General features: G+C 69.5%; 17 protein-coding genes. 9 read left to right on the top strand and 8 right to left on the bottom strand.

Going from position 1 to position 24,776, the window contains the following annotated elements; translation table 11 throughout:
• Window positions 1-4 precede the first annotated feature (4 nt).
• A complete protein-coding gene (locus ACJ8AN_RS25870; RefSeq protein WP_407758139.1) occupies window positions 5-1,126 on the bottom strand; it encodes a hypothetical protein in 1,122 nt (373 codons plus the stop codon).
• Between the two features lie 229 nt (window positions 1,127-1,355).
• On the opposite strand from ACJ8AN_RS25870, the gene ACJ8AN_RS25875 reads away from it, so the two are divergent.
• Both ACJ8AN_RS25875 and ACJ8AN_RS25880 read left to right on the top strand, forming a co-directional pair.
• Complete coding sequence (locus tag ACJ8AN_RS25875) at window positions 1,356-2,408, top strand: hypothetical protein (protein WP_407758140.1); 1,053 nt, start codon at window positions 1,356-1,358, stop codon at window positions 2,406-2,408.
• Window positions 2,408-4,687 carry a YfhO family protein gene (locus tag ACJ8AN_RS25880; RefSeq protein ID WP_407758141.1) on the top strand — a complete coding sequence of 760 codons (2,280 nt, stop codon included), beginning with the start codon at window positions 2,408-2,410 and terminating at the stop codon, window positions 4,685-4,687. The genes ACJ8AN_RS25875 and ACJ8AN_RS25880 overlap by 1 nt, the downstream gene beginning before the upstream one ends.
• Window positions 4,688-4,700: 13 nt before the next feature.
• Here ACJ8AN_RS25880 and ACJ8AN_RS25885 read toward each other — a convergent pair whose 3' ends face one another.
• Window positions 4,701-4,961 carry a hypothetical protein gene (locus ACJ8AN_RS25885; RefSeq protein WP_407758142.1) on the bottom strand — a complete coding sequence of 87 codons (261 nt, stop codon included), beginning with the start codon at window positions 4,959-4,961 and terminating at the stop codon, window positions 4,701-4,703.
• Window positions 4,962-5,240: 279 nt separating this feature from the next.
• Between ACJ8AN_RS25885 and ACJ8AN_RS25890 the strand changes: the two genes are divergently transcribed.
• From ACJ8AN_RS25890 to ACJ8AN_RS25905, 4 genes are all read left to right on the top strand, one after another.
• Window positions 5,241-6,245, top strand: a complete 1,005-nt coding sequence (locus ACJ8AN_RS25890; RefSeq protein WP_407758143.1) for a sensor histidine kinase — start codon at window positions 5,241-5,243, stop codon at window positions 6,243-6,245.
• Window positions 6,246-6,250: 5 nt separating this feature from the next.
• A complete protein-coding gene (locus tag ACJ8AN_RS25895; protein ID WP_407758144.1) occupies window positions 6,251-7,699 on the top strand; it encodes a sigma-54-dependent transcriptional regulator in 1,449 nt (482 codons plus the stop codon).
• A 274-nt stretch (window positions 7,700-7,973) separates the two neighbouring features.
• Complete coding sequence (gene mrpC / locus ACJ8AN_RS25900) at window positions 7,974-8,720, top strand: Crp/Fnr family transcriptional regulator MrpC (RefSeq protein WP_309894764.1); 747 nt, start codon at window positions 7,974-7,976, stop codon at window positions 8,718-8,720.
• A 243-nt stretch (window positions 8,721-8,963) separates the two neighbouring features.
• Window positions 8,964-10,844, top strand: coding sequence for a MutS-related protein (locus ACJ8AN_RS25905; protein WP_407758145.1), 1,881 nt, complete (start codon window positions 8,964-8,966; stop codon window positions 10,842-10,844).
• On the opposite strand, the gene ACJ8AN_RS25910 is transcribed toward ACJ8AN_RS25905, so the two are convergent.
• From ACJ8AN_RS25910 to ACJ8AN_RS25935, 6 genes are all read right to left on the bottom strand, one after another.
• On the bottom strand, window positions 10,838-11,323 hold the full coding sequence (locus ACJ8AN_RS25910) for a hypothetical protein (protein ID WP_407758146.1): 486 nt from the start codon (window positions 11,321-11,323) through the stop codon (window positions 10,838-10,840). The genes ACJ8AN_RS25905 and ACJ8AN_RS25910 overlap by 7 nt on opposite strands.
• Window positions 11,324-11,433: 110 nt before the next feature.
• Window positions 11,434-12,657 carry a hypothetical protein gene (locus ACJ8AN_RS25915; RefSeq protein ID WP_407758147.1) on the bottom strand — a complete coding sequence of 408 codons (1,224 nt, stop codon included), beginning with the start codon at window positions 12,655-12,657 and terminating at the stop codon, window positions 11,434-11,436.
• Window positions 12,658-12,908: 251 nt separating this feature from the next.
• Entirely contained in the window at window positions 12,909-15,299 is a 2,391-nt protein-coding gene (locus ACJ8AN_RS25920; RefSeq protein ID WP_407758148.1) for an ATP-binding protein, read from the bottom strand.
• A gap of 16 nt (window positions 15,300-15,315) precedes the next feature.
• A complete protein-coding gene (locus ACJ8AN_RS25925) occupies window positions 15,316-17,001 on the bottom strand; it encodes an amidase (RefSeq protein WP_407758149.1) in 1,686 nt (561 codons plus the stop codon).
• Between the two features lie 201 nt (window positions 17,002-17,202).
• Window positions 17,203-18,375 (bottom strand): thiolase family protein, encoded by a 1,173-nt coding sequence (locus tag ACJ8AN_RS25930; protein ID WP_407758150.1) that lies wholly within the window; start codon window positions 18,373-18,375, stop codon window positions 17,203-17,205.
• Between the two features lie 88 nt (window positions 18,376-18,463).
• Window positions 18,464-20,854: a 3-hydroxyacyl-CoA dehydrogenase NAD-binding domain-containing protein gene (locus ACJ8AN_RS25935; RefSeq protein WP_407758151.1), complete on the bottom strand. Its 2,391-nt coding sequence runs from the start codon at window positions 20,852-20,854 to the stop codon at window positions 18,464-18,466.
• A 117-nt stretch (window positions 20,855-20,971) separates the two neighbouring features.
• Here ACJ8AN_RS25935 and ACJ8AN_RS25940 point away from each other — a divergent pair, with 117 nt between their 5' ends.
• The 3 genes from ACJ8AN_RS25940 (at window position 20,972) to ACJ8AN_RS25950 (ending at window position 24,673) form a co-directional block, all read left to right on the top strand.
• A complete protein-coding gene (locus tag ACJ8AN_RS25940) occupies window positions 20,972-22,726 on the top strand; it encodes a M1 family metallopeptidase (RefSeq protein ID WP_407758152.1) in 1,755 nt (584 codons plus the stop codon).
• A gap of 271 nt (window positions 22,727-22,997) precedes the next feature.
• Window positions 22,998-24,005, top strand: a complete 1,008-nt coding sequence (locus ACJ8AN_RS25945) for an RNA polymerase sigma factor (protein WP_407758153.1) — start codon at window positions 22,998-23,000, stop codon at window positions 24,003-24,005.
• Window positions 24,006-24,025: 20 nt separating this feature from the next.
• Window positions 24,026-24,673 carry a glutathione S-transferase family protein gene (locus tag ACJ8AN_RS25950; protein ID WP_407758154.1) on the top strand — a complete coding sequence of 216 codons (648 nt, stop codon included), beginning with the start codon at window positions 24,026-24,028 and terminating at the stop codon, window positions 24,671-24,673.
• Window positions 24,674-24,776: the final 103 nt, after the last annotated feature.

The raw sequence follows: 24,776 nt of genomic DNA on the forward strand, positions 1-24,776 counted from the left end.
GCCTTCACCCGGCCGTCGCGCCCACGGACGCGGGTTGGGGCTCGCGCTCCACCACAACTCGTGCGACGGAGCACCCGAGGGCCGCGCACTCGAGCCCGAACGGCAGGTAGCCGGCGAAACCCAGCAGGGGCATCTCGAAGACGAGGAACCGGTGCACGTAGGGCACCGAGTAGATCCACTTGTTCATGCTGTGGAAGTTCCACAGCTCCCAGAAGAAGCCGCACACGAGTGAGGCCAGCGCGGCGGTGACGACGAGCCTCCAGTCTCCCACGGCGACCTCGGACAGCGCGTGCCGCTCCCCGAGCAGTTCCTGCAGCGACACCAGGATCAGCACGGGAGAGACCCACAGCAGCGGGAAGAGCTGGTCTGGCCACAGGCCGATGAGCGCCAGGCCCAGGCCCGAGGTGGACAGCACGAGGGCCGCGGTGAGGCGTGGACGTCCGAAGCGGACGAGACGGTACCGGGCGAAGACGCCCTCCAGGCGCGAGAAGCTCCTCAGCCACTCCTGGGTGCCGAGCACGGCGGGCAGCACGGTGGAGAACGCCAGCGTCGCGGCCCAGAAGTACTCCCCGGCCGTGAGGTGCGGGCCCACGTAGTACCAGTTCTGCGAGAACCGGTTGAGGTACTCGAAGAACCACCAGAAGGCGGCGCTCACCGGGAACAGCAGCAGGAAGAAGCGTGGCCGCTCCAGCAGCATGCAGTGGCCGGTGCGCCGATACGTGAGCGCGTTGACGACGGCGATATAGGCGAACCACAGGGGCGAGAACGTGTGCGCCTGGAGGGACTCGAACCAGGGCTGGCGGGTCCACGCCAGCACCCAGGCTCCGGCGCCAAGCACCACGCCCGCCCAGCCCCACCAGGGGAACGCGGACGGCAGCGGCTCGCGCACCTGCATCCGGCGCCACTGGCGCACCGCCTGGACCAGCAGGGGGACGACCCACCCCAGCGTGAAGGCGGAGATCAGGAAGAAGGCGGTCCAGGAGAAGCCGGCGTGCTGGACGAAGTGGGTCCGGGGAGGGAACTCGAAGTACCGCGACAGGGGGTGTCCCACGAGCGAGGCCCCCAGCAGGGGAAGCCCCAGCAACATCGCCGTCAGGACGGTGAGCTTCACCAATGTGTTCTTCATGTCGGAGTCCGCAAGGAGACCAGAGCGGTTGACCTCACCCAGACCCGGAAGATCAAGCTATTCCGGAATACCTTGAAAACAGTTTCATAGCTGTATCTGCTACACTGTCCGGCCGATGACGCCGTCGAGTCCCACCGCCGCGTTGACCCCGCCGTCCGCCGATCCGGCCGGCAGCCTCTCCTTCCGAGGACTGTGGCTCTTCTCACCCAGTCAGGATGCGCTCCTCCTGATGGTGCCCCTGGTCTTCACGGTGCTCGCGTGGACGACGGGCGCGCTGCTGGCGCCAGCGGCGTCCGGCACCGTGAACCGGATGGCCATCTGGACGGCCCAGTACCTGCTGGGCAATGGCACCCACGTGGTGCTCACCTTCCTGCTCTTCGCGGTGCACCGGGACGTGCTCACCGCCGAGCCCCGCCAGCCGAGGCAGGTGCTGCTCGGGAGCCTCGGGATGCTCGCGGTGGGAGCGCTGCTCTTCTCCCTCTACTACGTGGACGCCACGGGTTACGGCTACGTGGTGGGCGTCCTCTTCAACGTCTTCGGGCTGCACCACATCCTCTCGCAGTGCAAGGGCTTCTGGGCGCTGCACACCCTGCGCGGCTTCCAGGCGGGGCTCGCGGCCCCCACCCCGCTCGAGCGCCGGCTCCAGTTGGCGTTCGTCCCGCTGATGCTGACGCTGGTGCTGGTGCGCCTCTTCTTCGTCGCCGAGTCCTCGCTCCCCGGTGACACGCCGTACCTCGACATCCACCAGGGCACGCCCCTGCCCCATGGCGCGCTGGCGGTGCTGCTCACGGTGTGGCTCGGCTACTTCGGGCTGCTGTTCCGCACCCTGCTGCGCTCGGGGTCAGCCAGTGGGCCCAAGGTGCTCTACCTGCTCACCGTCGCCGTGGCCACGGGGCTCACCCTGGTGGCTCCGGCCTGGGGCAACGTGATGCTGCCCGGCCTGCACGGCCTCGAGTACTACCTGCTCTCGGCCCGGATGCTGGAGCCGCGCGAGGGAGACTCGCCGTCGCGCGTGGGCCGCGCCTGGGTGTGGCCGCTGATGGTGCTGTCCATGCTGCCGCTGCTGGCGCTCGGCGTGGTGCACCTGGTCATCGCCGGGCCCGCGCACGGCACGGTGAGCGCCGCGGCCACGGACCTCAAGTCGCACGTGGTGCTGCGCGGGCTCACCACGCTGAGCCTCGCCGTGGTGCTCGCGCACTACTTCTCGGACGCGCTCATCTACCGCTTCCGCCTTCCGAGCATCCGCCGGGTGATGCTGCGCCGGCTGGGCTTCGCGAGCTGATGCGCGAGGCGGTGCGCAGGCGGCTCGGGCCCTGGCTGGGGCTGCTCGCGGGCCTGGCGCTCGTGTACCGGAGCGTCCTCCAGGGCCGGGTGATGGCCGGACGGGACGCCTTCCGCATCTTCATCCCCGACTCCGCCTTCCTCCTCGAGTCGCTGCGGGCCGGGGAGCTGCCCCTGTGGAATCCGTACCCGAGGCTCGGCCAGCCGTTCGCCGCCACGCTGTACTCCCAGGTCTTCTACCCACCGAGGCTCCTCACCGTGCTGCTCGCGGGGCCAGAGCTCGGCCTCACGCTCCAGCACCTGCTGCACGTCGTCATCGCCGCGGCGGGCACCTTCCTCCTGCTGCGCCACCTGCGCGCCTCGCGCCCCGCGGCCGTACTGGGCTCCGCCGCCTTCGCGCTCTCGGCGCCCTTCGCCGTGCTGTCGGCCCAGCAGAACGTGGCCAGCGCCGCCGCCTGGACGGGCTTGCTCCTGCTCGCCTCGCGCCGCGCCGCGCTCCGGCCCTCGCCTCGCCGCACCGCGCAGGTGGCCCTCGTCGCGGGCCTCGCCTTCCTCGCGGGCTCTCCGGAGACGTGGCTGTGGCAGGCCCCGCTCGCCCTCGCCGTGGCGCTCGCCGCCCGTCGCGAGGTGCGCACGCTCATGGCCACTGGAGCGGGGCTCGCCTGGGGCTTCGCGCTCGGGGCGCTGGTGGCCCTGCCCGCGCTCGAGTTCGCCCACAACTCCACCCGGGGCGCGGGGCGGGTGGACCAGTTGGAGTGGTCCCTGTCCTGGCCGCAGCTCCTCTCGGTGGCGTGGCCCTTCGCCGAGCACCCGCGCTCGCGCTACTGGGCGGGTGACGACCAGTTCTTCATCCTCGTTCTCTTCCTGGGCACGCTCGTCTGCGCCCTGGCGCTCGCGGGAGGACTCGGGCGCTCGCGGCGGACGCGGCCCTTCGCGTGGGGGGCGCTCGGACTCACCCTGCTCGCCCTCGGCGCACACTTCCCCCCGGCGGCCCTGCTCCTCCACCTCCCGCCCTTCCACCTCTTCCGCTACCCGGTGAAGTACTTCGTCGGCGCGGCCTTCTGCGTGGCGGTGCTCGCGGCCTTCGGGCTCGACGCCTTCTCCCGCCGGGCCCGGAGGGGACGGCGCTCGCTGAAGCACGTGGCCGGAGTCGTGGCCGCCCTCTTCGCCGCGCTGCTGCTGGGCCCGCCCCTCGCCCGGCTTCCCCTCTTCCGCTCCGGCGTGGAGGCGGGACTGCCCTGGGTGGTGCTGGCGCTCGGCGCGGGCGCCCTGGCCTTCTTCCTTCCCGCCGCCGGGCCGGGCCGGGCCTTCCGGGTGCGCCGTGCCTTGGCGGGGGTGGCCCTGGTGGAGCTCGCCGCCTTCCACCTGATGCAGGGGGGCACGGGCAGCGCGCCGCTCGAGTCGCTCCGCCGTCCGTCCCGGCTCGCCGCCGCCCTTCCTCCCGGGTACGCGGGCCGTGTCAGCGTGGATCTCTCCTCGGACGAGCTCTCCGAGGTCCCCACCACCGTCAGCGCCACCGCCGCGCCGCTGCCGGGAGAGGGCGGCACGTACATCGCGCTCAGCCGGGACGCCCTGGTGCCCAACCGCTTCGTCGAGGAGCGGCTGCGCGTCTTCGAGGGCTACGGCGCGCCGGAGCCCCTGCGCATCGAGTCCCTCTACGAGTCCGGAGCGCGCGCGGCCTTCGACCTGGCGGGGGTGGGCTACTACGTGCGCCGGGGCCCGCCTCCCTTCGCGGACCTGGTGCCGGTGCTCGCCCTGCCGGGGCTGCCCACGCTCTACCGCTCGGACACCGCCGTGCCGAGGGCCTTCGTGGTGCACACCGCGCGCGACGCCAGCGACGCGGAGGCCCAGGCGGCCTTCGTAGACGCCACTCAACCGCTGCGCCACGCCGCCCTGCTCGCCGAGGGGGAGCCCCTGGAGGGCCCCGGCTGCGAGGGCTCGACGGCACGGGTGACGAGGGCGGGCCTGTCCTGGGTGGAAGTAACGCTGGAGGCGTGCGGCCCGGGCTACCTGGTGCTGAGTGACGCGTACTACCCCGGCTGGGAGGCCACGCTGGACGGGGAGCCTGTCCCGGTGCGGCGGGCCAACGCCGTCATGCGCGCGGTGCGGGTGCCTCCGGGGGCGCACGCGGTGCGCTTCGACTACCGCCCGCTGAGCTTCCGGCTGGGGGCGCTCGTCTCGGGGCTGGCACTCGGCGCCCTGGCCCTGGCGCTCCGGCCCCGCAAGCACGAAGGGCGGCCCCTTTCCGGAGACCGCCCCTCGGGAACAACCACCGCGTGAGCGGCGCGCTGCTTCAGTCGGCCGAGTTCTCGCCGAAGGTCTTCAGCGACTTGCGCTGCAGCTGGCGGCTGGCGGTCTGGCCCGTGTTGGACACGTCCTCGTTGCCGGCCAGGGCCTCGGCGGAGGCGCCGAAGAGCTTGCGGATGTTGTTGCCGAACAGGGTGATGACGCCGATGGCCGCGATGGCGATCAGGGCGACGATGATGATGTACTCGGTCATGCCCTGACCACGACGGCGGGCCAGCTTCTTCAGGTTCTTCTTGTTGGCGGTCATGTGAAAGCTCCTGGGACGTGGGGGGTGGCGGAAGGTGGGGTGGCCACCACCGACGATGCGCAACCTACAGGGGCTCCCCCTCGTCCTCCATCCGTCATCGGGAGGATGATCGCACCTATCCGGGCTTTCCCGGACGGGACGGCTGGCGGGTTTCCGTGGGACCCCAACCGTCAGCAAGCGGACACTCGGGCGCCCGGCGGGGCCACTGCACGGGTGGCCAGGGCGCCAAGTATCGGATTCTAAAGGAGAACCTCCTCGCCATGTAGGGGGACAGGAGGGATGGTGACTCGTTATGTTTCGCACCTGCCCATGAACCTCCACCTGCTGCAAGCCGCCCAGATTTCATGGTCTCCCAGCCTGCGCGTGACTCGCGTCGAGGGGGATTGCGAGACCGTGCTGCACCGTCCCGCCTCGGAAGTGATGGATCGGCCCCTGCACGTGGTGTTGGGGACCACCGCCGACAAGGTGCGCGAGCTGGACGCGCTGGCCCGCCGCGACGCCCGCGCGGTGGACTTCTTCTATGCGGCGCTGGGCGGGGCGGACCCCGTGCCGCTGCGGCTGACGCTCGGCCTGGAGGGGGGCGAGGCCTGCGCCTCGGTGGTGGAGCTGCGCGCCTTCCTGGAGGGAGCGCCGCCGGTGCAGCTCTCGGGGCTCGCCTCGCAGCTGAGCCACGAGCTGCGCAACCCGCTGAGCTCGGTGAAGATGGCGGTGCAGACGCTGGCCCGGAACACGGGCCTGTCCGAGAGGGACCAGCGCCGGCTGACCATCGCCAACCGCGAAATCCGCACCCTGGAGCGGATGCTGTGGATGGTGTCCGAGTACGGCCGGGACAGCACGCCCAACCTGGAGCAGCACCCGCCGCGCACGCTGTTGCAGGAGGCCATGGCCATGGTGGCGCCGGAGCTGGCCGAGCGCCGCGTGGAGGTGCGCGTGGACGAGGCGCCGGACGTGCCCCGGGTGAAGGTGGACGCGGGGAGGCTGCGGCCGGTGCTGGCCCAGGCGCTGCTCAACGTGGCCATGGGGCTCGGGGAGGGAGGCAACGTGGAGGTGTCCATCCTCACGGGCCCCCAGGGCCGGGTGCTGATGCGGTGGAAGGATCCGGCGGAAGACCTGTCGGAAGAGGAGCGCGGCTCGCTCTTCGAGCCCTTCGAGTGCCGGCTGGCGCGAGGGGCGGGGCTGACGTTGGCGGCCCTGCGCCGCGTGCTGGTGCACCAGGGGGGTGAGGTCTCCGCCGAGACCGGCCCCGGGACGGGCGCGGTGTTCACGCTCACGTTTGCCACCTGAGGAACATGGAGACGCTTCTCATCGTCGACGACGACCTCTCGCTGCTCGAGTCCTTGAGGATGCACTTCGAGGACATCGAGCACGACGGCTCTCCGCGCTACCAGGTGGTGACGGCGACCAGCGCGGCCCAGGCGCTGCGGCTCGCCCAGGAGGCCATGCCGAGCGTCGTCATCCTCGACATGAAGCTGCCGGACCGCACGGGCCTGGACATCATCGAGGAGATGAAGAGCCTGTGCGGGGACGCGCGCATCATCCTCGTGACGGCCTTCCACGACATGGAGACCACCATCCGGGCCATGAAGGCCGGGGCTTTCGACTACATCCACAAGCCCTTCCCGGACCTGGCGGCCCTGGACATCGTGGTGGCGCGCGCCCTGGAGTACCGGCAGCTCTCCCGCCGGGCGGCCACGGTGAACGTGGAGACGACCGCGGCGCGCCTGGGTGACATCGTGGGCAACAGCCCGCTCATCCAGCAGCTCGTCAAGGAGATTGGCAAGGTGGCCGGCAGCCGCGCCACCGTCCTCATCAACGGCGAGAGCGGCACGGGCAAGGAGCTCATCGCCCGCGTCATCCACAACTACTCCTACGACGAGCCCAAGCCCTTCATCGGCATCAACTGCTCGGCCATTGTCGACACGCTGCTGGAGAGCGAGCTGTTCGGCCACGAGAAGGGCGCCTTCACCGGCGCCAACGCCGTCAAGCCCGGCAAGTTCGAGGTCGCCGAGGACGGCACCATCTTCCTGGACGAGATCGGCGACATGTCGCTGATGCTCCAGTCCAAGCTGCTGCGCGTGCTGCAGGAGCGCGAGTTCGAGCGCGTGGGCGGCGTCAAGCGGATAAAGCTGCGCGCCCGCGTCATCGCCGCCACCCACCGGCACCTGTCCGACGAGGTGACCTCGGGGCGCTTCCGCGAGGACCTCTACCAGCGCCTCAAGGTGATTACGCTGCAGATTCCCCCGCTGCGCGAGCGGCGCGAGGACATCCCCCTGCTGGTGCACCACCTGCTCGAGCGCATCAACGAGAAGGTGCACAAGCGCGTCACCCGGGTGCCCCCCGAGGTGCTGGCCCACCTCACGCGCCTGCCCTGGCGGGGCAACGTGCGCGAGCTGGAGAACGTGCTCACCCGCGCGGTGGTGCTCGCCCCGGGCGAGGTGCTGCTCTCGGAGAACCTCCCCGCCCTGGAGCCCCTCCTGCCCGAGCCCGGCGCCAACGGCCACCCCGCCGGCCCCAACGGCCACCCCACCGGCCCCACCCTGCCCAACTTCATGGTGGCGCCCATCGACGACCCCAGCCGCATCCCCACCCTGGAGGAGGCGGAGCGGATGCTCATCGAACTGACGCTGACCGTCACCAAGGGGCACAAGGGCAAGACGTGCCAGATCCTCGGCATCAGTCGCCCCACCCTGGAGCGCAAGCTTCAGAAGTACGGCGTCCGACAGGATTCGCAGGCCTAGGCGGCAAAGGCCGCCTTCCCGACACTGTCACCCGTCCGACAACTCCCCGCACGAATTGAACGAAACGTTCACGTTGATCAGACTGTTTGAACGTTCTGTTTCAGGTTTCGGACATTTGGAAGGTGAGAAAGGCGGGCTGTAGCGCCAAGTAGCCGTCATTCCAGGGTTTTTCACGACTCGGTAAAAGCGTTGGCGTTGGCACAAAGCTTGGAAAGGGACTGTTCCGTCCGCAGCACAGCAACCCAACTTTCAACCGCCTGCAGGAGTGCCCGCCATGCACGGTTTCAATCGCCCCCTCGGTCCTATCGGCTCCAACGTCGTTGCCCCCATCCAGACCACGTCCTCCGGCATGTTGGTGACGGCGAACAAGCTGATCCCTGGCCAGGAGGCCATCGACTTCAAGGGCTACTTCAAGGTCGAGTCCTTCCCGCACAACTCGGTCATCTACCGCCCCGGCGACACCACGGACCGCGTGTACCTGCTCAAGAGCGGCCGCGTGCGCCTGATGCGGCTGGGCAAGAACAGCTCGCGCTCGGTGGTGAGCATCCTCCGCCCGGGCGACCTCTTCGGTGAGCTCTTCCGTCCCGAGGGCACCCCGGTGGAGGAGATGGCCATCGCCTCCGGTGAGGCCGAGGTGTGGAGCATCGAGGGCCGCGACTTCCGCGCCCAGCTCGAGGCCCGTCCCGCCCTGGCGGTGGACGTGGTCCGCGCCTACGCCGAGCGCGTGCGTGCCCTGCGCAAGCGCGTGCTGGGCCTGACCTTCAAGGAAGTGCCGGCCCGTCTGGCCGACACCCTGCTCACCCTGGCCGAGGCCCACGGCGAGCGCTGCCCGCACGGCGGTGAGACCGACCTGCGCGGCATTACGCAGCAGGATCTGGCGGACCTGGTGGGCGCCTCGCGCTCCTTCGTCTCCACGCTCATCAACGAGATGAAGCGCGACGGCGTGCTGGGCAACGTGGGCCGCATCCTCTGCATCCGCGACCAGAAGGCGCTGCGGAAGATCGCCTCCAAGGAGAAGTGACACGGGTGTCGAGCGGGCGCCCTTCCTCTCCATCGGGAGAGGGACCGGGGGTGGGGGTGGCCCGTCACCGCGTCGCCGAGGTGAGCACAACAGGAAGTGCCGCCCCCGCGTGTCCCGGTTAGCGGGCACGACATGCGAGAGCCCCGGTTGCCATCCGTCCCCACGGGTCTGGCACCGGGGTTCGCCATTTTCCGGGCACCGCGTGCGTCTCCAGGCTTGCCCTGTCCGCCCGGGCGACCCAGCATGCGCGCGCCCGTGAATACTCCGCCCGCCGAGTCCTCCACGCCCCACCGCACGTACACCGAGCGCCGCGCCTCCGCCGAGGCGGAGCTGAAGCGGTTGGATGGGGTGAGTGCCCATTACGCCAACCTGCGCGCCGTGGTGTTCATCGCGGGCCTCGCGGCGGCCCTGCTCGTTCTGTTCAACCGGCTGCCGAAGGTGTGGTGGTGGGCGGCCGGGGCGGCGCTCGTCGTGTACGGGGTGCTGGCGGTGCTGCACCACCAGGTGTTCCTGCGCGAGGAGCGGCAGCGGCTGTACGTGCAGCTCAACGAGCGGGGGCTGGCGCGGCTGACGCGGGGCTGGCACGACTTCGCCGAGCGGGGGGAGCGCTTCCTGACGGGCTCGCACCTGTACGCGACGGACCTGGACGTCTTCGGGCAGGGCAGCGTCTTCCAGCTGATGAACGAAACGGCGACCCGGGCGGGCGAGGAGCGGCTCGCGGGGTGGCTGTCCTCGCTGGCGCGGGCGGAGCAGGTGCGCACGAGGCAGGGAGCGGCGCGCGAGCTGGCGCCGCGGGTGGACTTCCGCCAGGACGTGTGCGTGGAGGCGCGCACGGTGGCGAAGGAGAAGGCGGACCCGGGCCTCTTCATCCAGTGGGCGGAGAGCGGGCCCTCCCTCTCGAGCATCCGGTGGGCGAGGCCCCTGGCGGTGGGGCTGCCCCTGGTGACGCTGACGCTGCTCGTGCTGGGGAGCTTCGAGGTGGTGCCCGGGACGCTGTGGTACGGCGGGGTGCTGGCGCAGCTGGCGGTGGTGGTGGCGACGAAGCGGCCGCTGAGGGCGATGGAGGAGCGGATGAGCGCGGGCGAGCGCGGCTTCGTGCGCTACGCCCCCGTCTTCGAGCGGGTGGAGCGGGAGCGCTTCGAGCACCCGGAGCTGCGGCGGGTGTGCTCGGGCCTGCAGCGCGAGGGGGAGGCGCCGGTGTCGGCGCACCTCAAGGGCTTCAGTCGGCTCTATTCATTCGTGGAATTCAAACGGCACCAGTTCCACCCCATCGTGCACCTGCTCACGCTGTGGGACGTGCACGCGCTGTTCGCGCTCGAGGGATGGAGGGAGCGGCACGGCGCGCAGGTGCGTGGCTGGTTCGACGCGCTGGCGGAGCTGGAGGCGCTCACGTGCCTTGCGGGGCTGGCGTACGACCGGCCGGGCTTCACCTGGCCCACGCTGGAGGAGCACGGGCCGAGGGTGAAGGCGACAGGGCTGGGACACCCGCTGCTGGACGAGCCGGTGCTCAACGACGTGGAGCTGCCCGGGCCGGGGAGCGCCCTGCTGCTCACGGGCTCGAACATGTCGGGGAAGACGACGCTGCTGCGCTCGCTGGGACTCAACGCGGTGCTGGCCCTGGCGGGAGCGCCGGTGTGCGCGCAGTCGTTCTCGCTCACGCCCATGCAGGTGCTGACGAGCATGCGGGTGAAGGACTCGCTGGAGCGGGGCGTGTCGTACTTCTACGCGGAGGTGCAGCGCATCAAGGCGGTGCTGGACGCGGCGGCGGCGGCGAAGGGGCAGGCGATGTTCCTGCTGGACGAAATCCTGCTCGGGACGAACACGCGGGAGCGGCAGATCGCCTCGCGCGAGGTGCTGCGCCTGCTGCTGGCGACGGGAGCGTGCGGAGGGGTGACGACGCACGACCTCTCACTGGCGAGCCTGGCGGAGGAGTACGGCGGGAAGGTGGTGAACATGCACTTCCGTGACCACCTGGAGAACGGAAAGATGGTGTTCGACTACCGGCTGCGGCAGGGGGTGGTGGACACCACGAACGCGCTGCGGGTGCTGAAGATGGCGGGAGTGCCCGTGGAGGATCCGGAGCAATCCCCCTCGCCCTCCGGGCTCCCCCACCCCGCTCAGTGAGCGCCCCGCTCTCGACGCTCCTCGTTCTCAATCATGGTCCGGAGGATGAACTCGTCGACCCAGCGCTGCGCCCGATTACCGTACGCCCCCCGCATACGCAGTTGCCCCCTCACTGCGAGCGCGAACACGTAGCTCCCCGTGTCGAGGTCTCTTTGCGCTGAAGGCGTGAGGAAATCTTCCTGCGGAGGGCAGCGCGACTCCACGGCATTGGCACTCGTACCGGACGGCGTCAGACAGCCCTCCGGCAAGAATGAACGGGCCGCCTCGATGAGACGTCGAGAGCGCTCAGCTCCCCGCAGTGCCGCGGCCTCCGCCGCGCCCTCTCGAAGAGTGGCGGGAAGCACCTCCACGCAGGCGGTGGAGAGACCGGAGAGCAGCGCCCGGGTCTGCTTGCGGGCCACAGGGGAAGACCCCTCCTCGCGGACCACACGCTCGAAGTCCGCCTCACAGCGTGCAAGCAACTCCGGGGAGACGGACACGCCCGCCTCCGGGGCCGAAGGCAGTACTCCCGCGTCAGACGAGGCGCGAGCCGACTCGTCTGCTCCCCACAGCAGCAACCCCATGACCCACCCAAGATAGCGGCTCGTTCTCATAGCCAGTTCTCCGGGATGCGCGAGCGCTGGAGATCCCGCAGTCCCTCGGTGAGCAGGGGCAACAGCCGCTGAGCCTCCACGGGACGGGGATGCCGGCGGGCGAGCTCGGTCTCGAACGATTGGATGAGCGCCAGCGCCTCCGAGCGACTGACACGCGAGAAGTCCGGAGCCCGCTGGCCCAGCGCCGCGAAGCCTCGCTGGATGCTGCTCCCGTGCGCTTGCTGGAACCGGGTGGCGACGTTCTCGTAGAACAACAATCGGAGGGTCTGGTCTCGCGCCTGCTCGAGCCCGGCTCGCTCGGAGGCGGGAACCTCCGGCCGGCCCAGCAGTGCCTGCACGGTGTTGTAGTGCTCGCGCAGCGGGCCGTGCTGGGTATCACGCACCTGCTCGTCTCCTCGGAAGTAGCGCTCGAACGCCGCATGACCGGCGGCCTGACGGGCACGCAGGTTGGAGACGCTCTCGTTCACCGTGGCCGTCTGGTAGCCCTCCCTACGCGACCACACCGCGAGGTTCTCGCCCTTACGCAGTCCCCGGGCCAGGTCTGGCCGGAGAGCCTCCACCTCGCCGCGCGTTGCCTTCTCCCACCGGGACAGATGGGCCGTTGCGCCCGAAGCGGAGCCAGGAGCGCTGCCCTTGTAGGCCCACATCGTCTCGAGGTTGGGGAAGAGCGCGCGCCACGCATCCACGGTGGTCTCGAAACCATTGTTGCAGGCGGCGATGCACAGGTCCTCGACCCGGGCCGCCGCCCTGGGCATGGCCACTGCGAGCCGGGCAAGGCTGTCACGGGTGAGCGAGCCGTTCCTGAAGGGTCCTTCGTCGCCCCACAAACTGAAGCCACCACTGTGCCCGGAGAGCACGAGGCGCGAGGGAATGACACCGCCCTTCTCCGCCCGGGCCCACACCTGCGCCAGCTGCGCGAGCTCGTCACGTGCATCATCACCGGCACTGGCGATGGCCACCGCCACCTGCTGACCCTGAGCGAGCGGCAACCCCAGGGTGCCCACGAAGGTCCGGATGCCCGCATCCGTGCGGAGGTCGTGGACGTGCTGCTTGCCGTCCAGACCCGGGGCCCGCACCTGATCATTCTGGAAGCTGTCCTGGATGGTGGTCACCCGGGCGGTCGGGTTGGCTCGCTGGATGGCATCGGCCTCGAGCTGGGTGTGCGGGTTCATCCCGAGCACGAGGGTATCGTCGTTGCGACTCCGGCCTACGCTGGTCATGTGCATCTCTCCTGGCCGGCGCGGGTGGCTCGGAGAGAGCCCACACGAAGGCGCGCGCGGCGGAGCCGAACCCAACGCAAGTCACGGGCCAACGAGGCGCTCCATCATTCCGAGCCCTTGCACGGACACGAGACACCGGCGGGCATCCCAGGCCGAGCACGGAGTCCAGGAGCCGAGACGCCCACCGGTCTCCACCAGGGCCGGGCAGATGACGTTGGCGGTGATGCCCTCGCGCGCGAGCTGCGAGGCAATCAGTCCTTCTGCGCCTCGGCGGCGGGCAGCGAGATGCGGAAGGTGGAGCCCTGGCCCAATTCGCTCTCCACGGTCAGCTCTCCGCCCAGGCCCGTCACGATGCCATGGCAGATGGACAGGCCCAGCCCCGTCCCCATCCCCACCGGCTTGGTGGTGAAGAACGGGTCGAAGATGTGATCGCGGATGTCCGGGGCGATGCCGCACCCCGTGTCCTGCACCTCGATGATGACCCGCTCGGCGATGGAGCACACCCGCACGCGCACCTCGTTGCGGCCAGGTGCTCCGGAGGGAAGCGCCTGGACCGCGTTGATGAGCAGGTTGAGCAGCACCTGCCCCAACCGTCCCTCGCTCGCGCGCACCCGCGGCACCGGCTCCAGCTCCTTCACCAGCCGCGCCCGGTGACGCAGCTCGTTGCGCACCAGTCCCAGGCTCGACTCCACCACCCCGCCCACGTCCACCTCGGACAGGTGCTCGCCCTCGTCCCGCGAGAGCGTCCGCAAATCCCTCACGATGGCCCGCACCCGCTCGGCTCCCTGGCGGGTCTCGCGCAGCACGTCCTCCACCTCGTGCAGCCGCTCCCTCGGGAGGTCCTTCGCCAGCAGCTGGCACTCCTCCTCCAGGAAGCCCAGGTTGGAGAGCACGAAGGCGAGCGGGTTGTTGATTTCATGGGCCACGCCGGCCGCCAGCGTGCCCACGCTCGACAACCGGTCGGCGAGTAGCAGCCGCGCCTGCATCTGCTTGCGCTCGGTGATGTCCCGAGCGCTCACCACCGTGGCCTGCTCCCCGTTGAAGAGCAGCGGTATGGCGCTGAGCTCGGCCGTGCGGACCTGGCCGCCCGCGCGCAGGAAGCGCACCTCGCGCACTCCGGTGCGGACGCTCGCGGCCGAGCCCTCGAGCACGCTGGCGGCGGCGCGGTGGTCCTCCGGATGGATGAGCTCGAGCAGGGATTTGCCGGCGAGCCCCTCCGCCGAGGGCTGATCCAGGAAGACGAGCCCCGCCGGGTTGACGTAGAGCAGGCAATCCTCGTGGTGCACGAAGATGGCCTCCGGCAGCCCCTCGATGAGGGCGCGGAAGCTCTCCTCGGAGCGGCGCAGGGAGCCCTCGGCGTGCTTGCGCGCGGTGATGTCGAGCACCACCGCGCCGAGCAACCGCCGGCCATTCTCATCGCTCACGACGAACCTGTGGTTGAGCCAGTAATGCGTCGTTCCATCCGGCGAGGGCACAATCTGCTCGGAGAGGCTGGACACCCCGGAGGACAGCACGGCCAGGTCCTCCTGCCGCACCCGCTCCGCCACCTCGGGGGGCAACAGCTCGGCGTCCGAGATCCCCACCAGCGAGTCCACATCGCGATGGAAGAAGCGGGCGTAGGGCTCGTTCACCCACACCCGCCGGCCCGACTCCTCCTTCATGAAGGCCAGCACCGGCCCGTTGTTCATGAACGAGCGGAACCGCTGCTGCGTCTCCTGGAGCGCGGTGAGCGCCATGGCGAGCTCGGAGACCAGGTTGCTCTTGGACTCGAACTCGGCGGCGTTGCTCATCGCCGCGCCGAGCAACCGGCCCATCATCTCGAGCGTCCGCACGTCCAGGTCGGCGTAGGCGTTGGGCTCCTCGTAGGTGACGTTGATGGCCCCCACCGTGGCGCCGACCCGCTGCAACGGGACGATGATCATCGCGCGCACGTTGGTGGCGCGCGTGGCCGACACGTTCACCCGCGGATCATTCTCGGTGTCCCGGGTGTGGAGCACCTCGCCGCGCAGGATGCTCATCCCCGTGAGGCTCTGCGAGAGCGGCAGCCGGAAGCCCTGATGGATGGCCGCTTTGCCGAGGGTCGTGTGGTAGACGAGCTCATCCCCCTGGGCCAGGGCGATCGACGCGCCGGACGCGCCACACAGGTGCAGCGCGCGCTCGGCGATCAGCTGCATCACCTTCTCGAGCTCGAGCCCGGCGCTCGCGATGTCGCTCTGCGTCTGGATGATGGCCGACAGCCGCTCGAGCGCATTGGATGAGGGGGAGGCCTCGCGCGTGGCCTGCATTCCGGCCTGCCTGCGCCGGGAGAGCCACTCGAGCCGCAGCTGGAGCTGGGCCGGCTCACAGGGCATGACCAGGAAGTCATCCACCGCCGCGGCCAGCAGCGCCTCCAGGGACACCTGTTCCGCCGAAGAAGGAACGAGCGCCAGGAGGAAGGGCCGGGGCCGCGTCTCCGAGGTGCTCAGCCGGGCCATGTCCCGGGCCACCTCACGCCCGGCGCCCACCACCAGGACCCCCTCCACCCCTCGGAGCAGCCCCCCCGCCTGCTCGACGCCCCCGGCCTGGAGCACCTCGTGTCCCCACTCCGTGAGCTGCTGGCTCACGGGACAACCGGGTTGCGGACTGACGAGGAGGAGTTTCATGACGGCACTGCCAGGACTACGTGGTGGCTGGACGCAAATCCGCCGTCGGAGCGAAGCCCGGCGCGCGGCGATGCTTGGATGCCTGCTCGTAGGCGAACGCGAGACGGAGGAGCGTCGGCTCGCTCCACGCGCGCCCGATGAAGGACATCCCCACCGGCAGACCGGCCACATACCCCGCGGGGACGGTGATGCTGGGGTATCCCGCGACGGCGGCGGGCGAGGAACTGCTGCCCAGCCAGTGGTCGCCATTCACCAGGTCGATGAGGCCCGGAGGCGCCTGCGTCGGGGCCACGAGCGCGTCGAGCTTGTGCTTCGCCATCACCGCGTCGATGCCCTGCTCGCGCGACAGCTTGCGGCAGGCCTCGAGCGCCTTGCGGTACTTCTTGTCGGTGAGGGGGCCCTTCTCCTGCGCCTGGAGGAAGAGCTCCTGGCCGAACCAGGGGAGCTCGGTGCCGCGGTTCTCCTCGTTGAAGCGGATGAGGTCCGCGAGCGTCCGCAGGCGCGTGCGAGCCCCGAGCGCGGCGAGATACGCTTCGACGCCCGCCTTGAACTCGTAGAGCAGCACCTCTGTCTCCGGCTCGTCCATCTTCGCGGCCGTGGGGATGGGGGCGGAGTCCACGATGATGGCGCCCTGCTCCTTCATGAGCACGAGCGCCTTCTCGATGAGCGCGTCGGTGGCCGGGTGGTAGCCGAAGAACCGCTCGCGCGGCACGCCGATGCGCGCGCCCTTGAGCCCGTTGGGGTCCAGGAAGCGCGTGTAGTCCGCCTGGGCATGGCCCTGGCTGGTGGCGGTGACGGCGTCGCCCGGATCAACGCCGGCCAGGACGCCGAGGAGCACGGCGGCATCCGCCACGGTGCGCGCCATGGGGCCCGCGGTGTCCTGCGTGGCCGAGATGGGGATGATGCCCGAGCGGCTCACGAGCCCGACGGTGGGCTTGAGCCCGACGAGCGAGTTGGCCGCCGAGGGCGAGACGATGGAGCCATCGGTCTCGGTGCCGACGGACACCGCGCAGAAGTTGGCGGCGGTGGCCGCGCCGGAGCCCGAGCTCGAGCCCGACGGCGTCCGGTCGAGCGCGTAGGGATTACGGCACTGGCCGCCCCGCCCGCTCCAGCCGCTGGAGGAGTGCGTCGAGCGGAAGTTGGCCCACTCGCTGAGGTTCGTCTTGCCGAGGATGACGGCCCCCGCGGCGCGCAGGCGCTCCACCACGAAGGCATCGCGCGAGGGCACGGAGCCAACGAGCGCGAGCGAGCCCGCGGTGGTCTGCATCTTGTCCGCGGTGGCGATGTTGTCCTTGATGAGGACGGGGATGCCGTGCAGCGGGCCCCGAGGCCCCTTCGCCTTGCGCTCCTCATCGAGCGCCGTGGCGATGGCGAGCGCATCCGGGTTGAGCTCGATGACCGAGTTGAGCGCGGTGCTGCCAGCGCGATCCAGCTCCTGGATGCGCGCGAGGTAGAGCCCGGCGAGACCGTGCGCAGTGGCCTTCCCCGACGTCATGGCGGCCTGAAGCTCGGCGACGGTGGTCTCCTCGAGCTCGAAGGGCTTGCCGTGCGGCGCGGGAGCGGAAGCGCGGGCCGTGTTGGCCGGAGCGGATTCGGCCTGGACATCCAGGGCCACGAGCGTGCTGGCGGCAGCCGCGCCACCGAGGAAGGTCCGGCGGCTCAGACCCTGGGGGTTCCCGGAGGAAGGAAGGGGCTTCTTCATGTCACCCGACTACAGCAGTGTTGAGCCGAAGACCGCAACCCGCGTTGTGACTTGATCCCCGAGGGCGGCCAGGCCCGCCGCCGGGGCTCGTACACGGAGACGGAGGCCGACAACGCAACGGCCCCTCCCGGAGTGCCAGGAGGGGCCGCGTGAAGTGAAGAACCCGGGGCGGGAAGTACCCTCACCCCGGCTCTCTGATGACTACTTCGCCAGCTCGATGAGCGCCGCGGCGCCCATGCCACCGCCGATGCACATCGTCACCACGCCGTAGCGGCCGTTGCGGCGCTTCAGCTCGCGCAGGAGGGTGCCCACCAGTCGCGCACCGGACACGCCCAGCGGGTGGCCCAGGGCGATGGCGCCGCCGTTCGGGTTCACCTTGTCCATCGGGATGCCCAGCTCGCGGATGCAGTGCAGCGCCTGCGCCGCGAAGGCCTCGTTGAGCTCGAAGACGTCGATGTCCTCGACCTTGAGGTTGTTCTTCGCCAGCAGCTTCTTCACCGCCGGCACCGGGCCCACGCCCATGATCTCCGGAGGCACGCCGGCCACCTGGTAGTCCAGGAAGTAGCCGAGCGGCTTCACGCCCAGCTGCTGGGCCTTCTCCTCGCTCATCACCACCGCGGCCGCCGCGCCATCCGTCAGCGGCGAGGCGTTACCCGCCGTCACCACGCCCTTCTGGTTGAAGGCCGGACGCAGCTTGGCCAGGCCCTCCAGCGTGGTGTCCGGACGCAGGATGGTGTCCACGGACACCGTCACCTGCTGCGCCTTGCCCTCCTCGTCATAGACGGTGGTGGTCACCGGGAAGATCTCGTCCTTGAACTTCCCCTGCTCGCGCGCGGTGGCGGCGCGGCGCTGGCTCTCGTAGGCGAACTTGTCCGCGTCCTCGCGCGACACGCTGTAGCGCGAGGCGATGTTCTCCGCGGTGGCGCCCATGGAGGTGTACACCTCGGGGAACTTCTCCATGATCTCCGGGTTGGCGCTCACCTTGTTGCCACCCATGGGGACCATGGTCATGGACTCGGTGCCACCGGCCACGGCGACCTGGATCATCCCCGCCTTGATGGCCTGCGCCGCCTGGGCGATGGACTGCGTGCCCGACGAGCAGAAGCGGTTGATGGTCATCCCCGGCACGGTGTCCGGCAGCCCCGCCAGCAGGGCGGCGTTGCGCGCGACGTTCATCCCCTGCTCCGCCTCCGGCATGGCGCAGCCGAGAATCACGTCCTCGACCTCGTCGGGCTTCAGGCCGGGGACGCGCGCGACGGCCTCCTTGATGGCGAGGGCCGCGAGCGTGTCGGGCCGGGTGTCCTTGAACTCTCCCTTGTGCGCGCGGGTGAACGGGGTGCGCACCGCGCTGGCAATCACGACTCGACCGGGCATCTGTCTGTCTCCTCGCCCGGGGAGCAACCCCGGGCTTCAAAATCTCGAATCACTGGATGTCTTGGGAACAAACCGTAACGCCGCCGCCTCAGTTGCGCAGGGGCTTGCCCTTCTCGAGCATGTGCATGAGCCGGTCCTGGGTCTTCTCCTCGCCGCACAGGCTGAGGAACGCCTCCAGCTCCAGCTCCAGCAGCCGCTCCTCGGGGAGGAGCACGGAGGGGCTGGTGTCGCCGCCGGTGAGCACGCGCGCCAGCTTCTGGGCGATCTTCCGGTCGTGCGCGGACACCTGTCCGTTGAGCTCCATGTCGTAGAGCATCATGTCGATGGTGGCGAAGCCGCTGGGCCCGGGCAGGCGGAAGCGCGTGGGGCGCGGCGCGCGGAAGCCCGCGTTGGCCATGCCCAGCACCCGCTGCTTGGCGTCCGACAGCAGGAAGTCGCGGTTGGCGCTGATGCCGTCGTTGGCGTTGAGGAAGCCCAGCTCGCGCGCCTCCTCGGCGCTGGTGGCCACCTTCGCGGTGCCAATCGACAGGAACACCTTCTTGATGAAGGGGAACGCGTCGAAGTCCTTGTCCGCCGAGTACGCGCCGTACACGTTGCGCAACAGCTGCATGGTGCCGCCGCCGCCGGGGATGAGGCCCACGCCCACCTCGACCAGGCCCATGTACAGCTCGGCCGAGGCCTGGATGGCGTTGCCGCCCATGGCCGTCTCGGCGCCGCCGCCCAGCGTGAGGTTGAAGGGCGCCGTCACCACCGGCACCGGGCTGTAGCGCATGCGCTGGTTGGCCGCCTGGAAGCCCGAGGCCATCTTGCGGATGGTGTCGAACTCGCCGTTCTTCGCGCCCCACAGCAGCGCCATGATGTTGGCGCCCGCCGAGAAGTTCGCCCCATCGTTGCCGATGACCAGGCCGCGGAAGTTCTTCTCCGTCTCGTCCAGGGCCGTGTTCATCATGGCGATGATGTTGTCGTCGATGGAGTTCATCTTCGAGTGGAACTCCAGCAGCGTCACCCCATCGCCCATGTCCCAGAGCGTGGCGCTGTCATTGCCGGTGATCTTCTTGTTGCCGCGCTTGAGGTACTCCACGCGCGAGGTGCGGGCGTTCTCCGGCACCACCTTCACGGACTTGCTGGGGATGTCCCAGTAGGTGTCCTTGCCGTTCTCCACGCCGTAGAAGGACGTGCGGCCGGCGGCGAGCATCTGCTCCACCCAGGCGGCGGGCTTGAGGCCCAGCTCCTTCATCCGCTCCACGCCCTTCTTCACGCCGTAGGCATCCCAGGTCTCGAAGGGCCCCAGGTCCCAGGCGAAGCCCCAGCGCATGGCGCGGTCCACGTTCACCACGTCGTCGGCGATCTCCGGAATCCGGCGGCTGGCGTAGGCGAGCACGTCGAGCGTAATCCCCTCGGCGAACTTCGCGGCCTTGTCCTGGCCGTTCATCACCGTGACGACGCGCTCGCGCACGTCCTCCACTTCCCTGGCGGCGCCCAGCGACTCGTAGCGCACCTTGGCCTGCGGCCGGTACTCGAGCGTCTTCAAGTCCAGCGCGAGGATGTCCTTGCCCCCGGCGCTCTTGTCCTTCTTGTAGAAGCCGCCGCCGGTCTTGTCGCCCAGCATCCCCTTGGCCACCATCTTCTGGAGGAACTCGGGGGCGGCGAAGACTTCACGCTCCTCGTCCTGGGTGAGCGTGTCGTAGCAGTTCCTGGCCACGTGGGAGAACGTGTCCAGGCCGACGATGTCCGCGGTGCGGAACACGGCGGACTTGGGGCGGCCCATGGCGGGGCCGAAGATCTTGTCCACCTCCTCGATGGACAGCTCCGCCTTCTGCATCTCCGAGATGGTGCGCATCATCCCGTAGGTGCCCACGCGGTTGGCGATGAAGTTGGTGGTGTCCTTGCCGTAGACGATGCCCTTGCCGAGCACCTCCTCGCCAAAGCGGTGGACGCTCTTCACCACCTCGGGGTCCGTCTCCGGGCCGGCCACCAGCTCCAAGAGCTTCATGTAGCGCACGGGGTTGAAGAAGTGCGTGACGAGGAAGTGCTTGCGGAACTCGGCGCCGCGGCCCTCCAGCATGCCCTTGATGGACAGGCCCGAGGTGTTGGAGCTGACGATGGCGTCCTTGCGCGCGTGCTGCTCCACCTTGGCGAACAGGGCCTGCTTGACGCCCATGTCCTCCTTCACCACTTCAATCACCCAGTCGCACTCGGCCAGCCGGCCCAGGTCGTCCTCGAAGTTGCCCACCTCGATGCCGGTGAACACCTGCTCGGACACGATGGGGCTGGGCTTCTGCTTGCGCATGTTGGCCAGCGCCCCGAGGGCGAACTTGTTGCGGAAGGCCTTGGAGGCCGTGTCCTCGCCGGACGCCGCCTTGGGCGGCACGATGTCCAGGAGGAGCGCACGCACGCCCGAGTTGGCGAGGTGCGCGGCGATACCGCTGCCCATCACGCCGGCGCCCAGAACTGCCACTTTGCGGATCCGCGTCGTCATCGAAAGAGGCTCCCGATCTGAAAAAGGATGGCACCAGACATTGCGCCGGTTGATTCAAAAGTCAACCGGCTCTTGCGGGCCCCCGTCCACCGGTGAAGGGCTAAGGTGCGTGCCCCCATGGCCCGACTGGATCCCCACTCGTACAACGACGACACCCAACCCGAAACCGAGACCCTCACCTGGAAGGCACGTGTGGACTTCCGCACGCGCCGACTGCACGCCGAGGCGACACTCGCGCTCAAGGAGGCCAGCGCCGGACCCCTGGACCTCGACACGCGGGACTTGGAAATCCGCTCGGTGGTGGACGCCGAGGGCAAGCCCCTGCCCTTCCTCGTGTCCCCGCCCGAGCCCATCCTCGGCGCGCGCCTGCGGGTGGAGCTGCGCCCGGGCACGAAGCAGCTCACCGTCCGCTACCGGACGTCCCCCCAGGCGAGCGCCCTCCAGTGGCTGACGCCGGCGCAGACGGCGGGTGGGCAGTACCCGTACCTCTTCAGCCAGTGCCAGGCCATCCACGCACGATCGGTGGTACCGCTCCAGGACACGCCGCGAATCCGCATCCGCTACAAGGCGGAGCTCACCGTGCCCAAGGAGCTCAAGGCGGTGATGGCCGCGGGCTTCACCGGCCGCGAGGAGCAGGGCGTGGAGGCGATTGAGCGCTACGAGATGCCGCAGCCGATTCCGCCCTACCTGCTGGCCTTCGCGGTGGGGCGGCTGGCGGCCAAGGAGCTGGGGCCGCGCTCGCGCGTGTGGGCCGAGCCCGAGGTGCTGGAGGCCGCCGCCGAGGAGTTCGAGGACGTGGACGCCATGCTGCGCGCGGCGGAGGAGCTCTTCGGCGCGTATGACTGGGAGCGGTTCGACCTGCTGACGATGCCGCCCTCGTTCCCGTACGGAGGCATGGAGAACCCGCGGCTCACGTTCCTCACGCCGTCGCTGCTGGCCGGGGACAAGAGCCTGGTGAGCGTGGTGGCGCACGAGCTGGCGCACTCGTGGACGGGCAACCTGGTGACGAACGCGTCGGCCGAGCACTTCTGGCTGAACGAGGGCTTCACCGTGTTCGCCGAGCGGCGCATCCTCGAGGTGCTCTACGGCACGGAGGTGGCCACGCTGCACTCGGCGCTGGGGCGGCGCGCGCTCGAGGACGCCGTGCAGCACTTCAAGAGCCATCCCCAGCTCACCCACCTGCGCACGCAGCTGACGGGAGTGGATCCGGACGAGGCCTTCTCCCAGGTGCCGTACGAGAAGGGCTACCTCTTCCTGCGCGCGCTGGAGGACGCGGTGGGCCGCTCGGCCTTCGATGTCTTCCTCAAGCGCTACATCGAGTCGCACCGCTTCCAGGCGCTGACGACGGAGCAGTTCACGGCCTTCGTGGACAAGCACCTGCCGGGAGCGCTGACGAAGGTGGACGCGGAGGCGTACCTGGGCAAGCCGGGCATTCCGCAGGGAGCGCCGGTGCCGCGCTCGGCGCGGCTGGAGCAGATGGCGCGCATGAAGGGCAAGGTGCCCACGGCCGGGGACGTGAAGGATTGGACCCCGGCCGAGTGGCAGCTCTACATCGAGGGGCTGAAGCAGGGGACGTCGCGCGACACGTTCCGGATGCTGGACGAGAGCTTCCACCTGACCAAGAGCCACAACTCGGAGGTGTTGGTGTCGTGGCTGTCGGCGGCGCTGCGGGCGGGCTGGGAGCCGGCGCTGGGCCGCACCGAGGCCTTCCTGGGCGAGGTGGGGCGCATGAAGTACCTCAAGCCGCTCTACGGGGCGCTGGCGGCGACGCCGGAGGGCAAGGTGCTCGCGCGAAGCCTCTTCAACCGCTACGCCGAGCGCTACCACCCCATCGCCCAGGCCGCGGTCGAGTCCATCCTCAACCGCGCGTAGGGCCGTAGGTCCCGGGGGCGGCGGTGCGGAAGTCCCGCCGCTCCCATCACAAAGACAGACGTTGTTGTCTTCGTTGTCGGGAACATCTCCGTCAGGGAACCTCGGAGCCCAGGGCCGCGCACCAGAGCGCGAACCAGTCCTGAGCGTGCTCATGCCCCCTACCTTGGAGGCCCCACCTTCCGCGCTCGCTCCCGGACTGCCACCGCGAGCCGGGCCGCAAAAAAAATGAACGGGCCCGTATCCTTCGGCGGCCCGCCGTCGTTTCTCCATTATGAGCACCCAGAACCGCCCTCCCTCGACCGAGCTCGCGCAGACCGTCCGGACATCGTGGAGTCACTTCCTCGACACCTACGAGCCCCTGCGTCCCGAGCTCTACCGCTATTGCCGCTACCTGACCCGCAGCCCCTGGGACGCGGAGGAACTCGTCCAGGACACCCTGGCACGGGCCTTCGTCACGCTCGGCCGCACGGGGAGCGCTCCGCCCAACCCCCGAGCATGGCTGTTGCGCGTCGCGTCGAACTCCTGGCTCGACCGGACGCGGCGGCTGCGTGAGGAGCCAGGCGCCGTGCCGGAGACCGCCTCGGCCCAGGAGCCTCGCGCCGCTCGCGAGGCCGCGGGCACGCTACTCGTCCGGTTGTCGCCCCAGGAGCGCGCGGCGGTCGTGCTGAAGGACGTCTTCGAATTGACGCTCGAGGAAGTCGCCGAAGCGCTTTCGACCAGCGTGGGAGCAATCAAGGCCGCGCTCCACCGCGGACGCGCCAGGATGCTCGAACCCGAGCCCGAGCAGACCGAGCGGCGCACGCCAGCGGCGGGGGTGCTCGATGCGTTCCGCGATGCCTTCAACGCTCGCGACCTCGAGCGCCTCACCGCATTGCTCCTCGACAACGCGTCCATTGAGGTCGTCGGGATCACCACGGAGTACGTCCACGACGCGGCCCGGAGCAACGTGTTCCACGGCATGATGTACGGAAGCGAGAGGATGGCCCAAGCCGATACGCGCGGCGGCATGGAAGCGCGCTTCATACAGGGCGTCCTGCCCACACCGCCCCGCTGCGAGCGGCGGGTCCTCCGTGGCGAGCCGCTCCTTCTTCTCTGGTATGCACACTCGGACGGGGAAGCGGTCCGCGCCATCAATCGCATCGAGACCGGCGATTCCAGAGTGTCGCGCGTCCAGAACTACTTCTTCACCCCCGACCTCATCGCGGACGTCTGCCGCGAGCTCGAGGTCCCGTACCGCGTCAATGGCTATCGCTCCTGCTTGTCCAGCGGCGAAGGCTGAACGAAAGCGAGTCCTCGCACATGTCCCTGGAGCTCTACTTCCATCCCCTCTCGTCCTTCTGCTGGAAGGTCCTCATCGCCCTCTACGAGAACGAAACGCCCTTCGAACCGCAACTCGTCGACCTCTCCAACGAGGCGTCCAGCGCGGCCTTCAAGAAGGTCTGGCCCATCGGCAAGTTCCCCGTACTGCGCGACACCGCGAACCATCACACCATCCCCGAGTCGAGCATCATCATCGAGTACCTGGCCTTGCACTACCCGGGCAAGACACGGCTCGTGCCCGAGGATCCGGACCTGGCATGGCAGATGCGCCTGCGCGACCGCTTCTATGACCTGCACGTGCACACGCCCATGCAGAAGATCGTCACCGACGCGCTACGTCCGTCGGGAAGAAATGACCCGCTTGGAGTGGAACAGGCCCAGGCGCAGTTGCGGACCGCGTACGACCTCATCGACCAGGAGATGAGGACGAAGACCTGGACGATGGGTGAGTCCTTCACCATGGCGGACTGCGCCGCCGCTCCGGCGCTGTACTACGCGAACCGGGTCCTGCCTTTCGGGGACACGCACAAGGACGCGGCGGCGTACCTGGACCGCCTGCTCCGGCGCCCGTCCTTCGCCCGGGTGTTCGAGGAAGCACAGCCGTATCTGGCGCTCTTCCCGAAGTAGAACGGTTCTGGCTCCGCCCGAGCCAGGGAATGCTATAGGCCGGGCCGTATTCCCCGACCCATTCTCATGCACATCTCCCCTGCTTCGGATCGTTCCGTGCGGA

The sequence above is a fragment of the Archangium sp. genome (assembly GCF_045802675.1).
Taxonomy (GTDB): Bacteria; Myxococcota; Myxococcia; order Myxococcales; family Myxococcaceae; genus Archangium.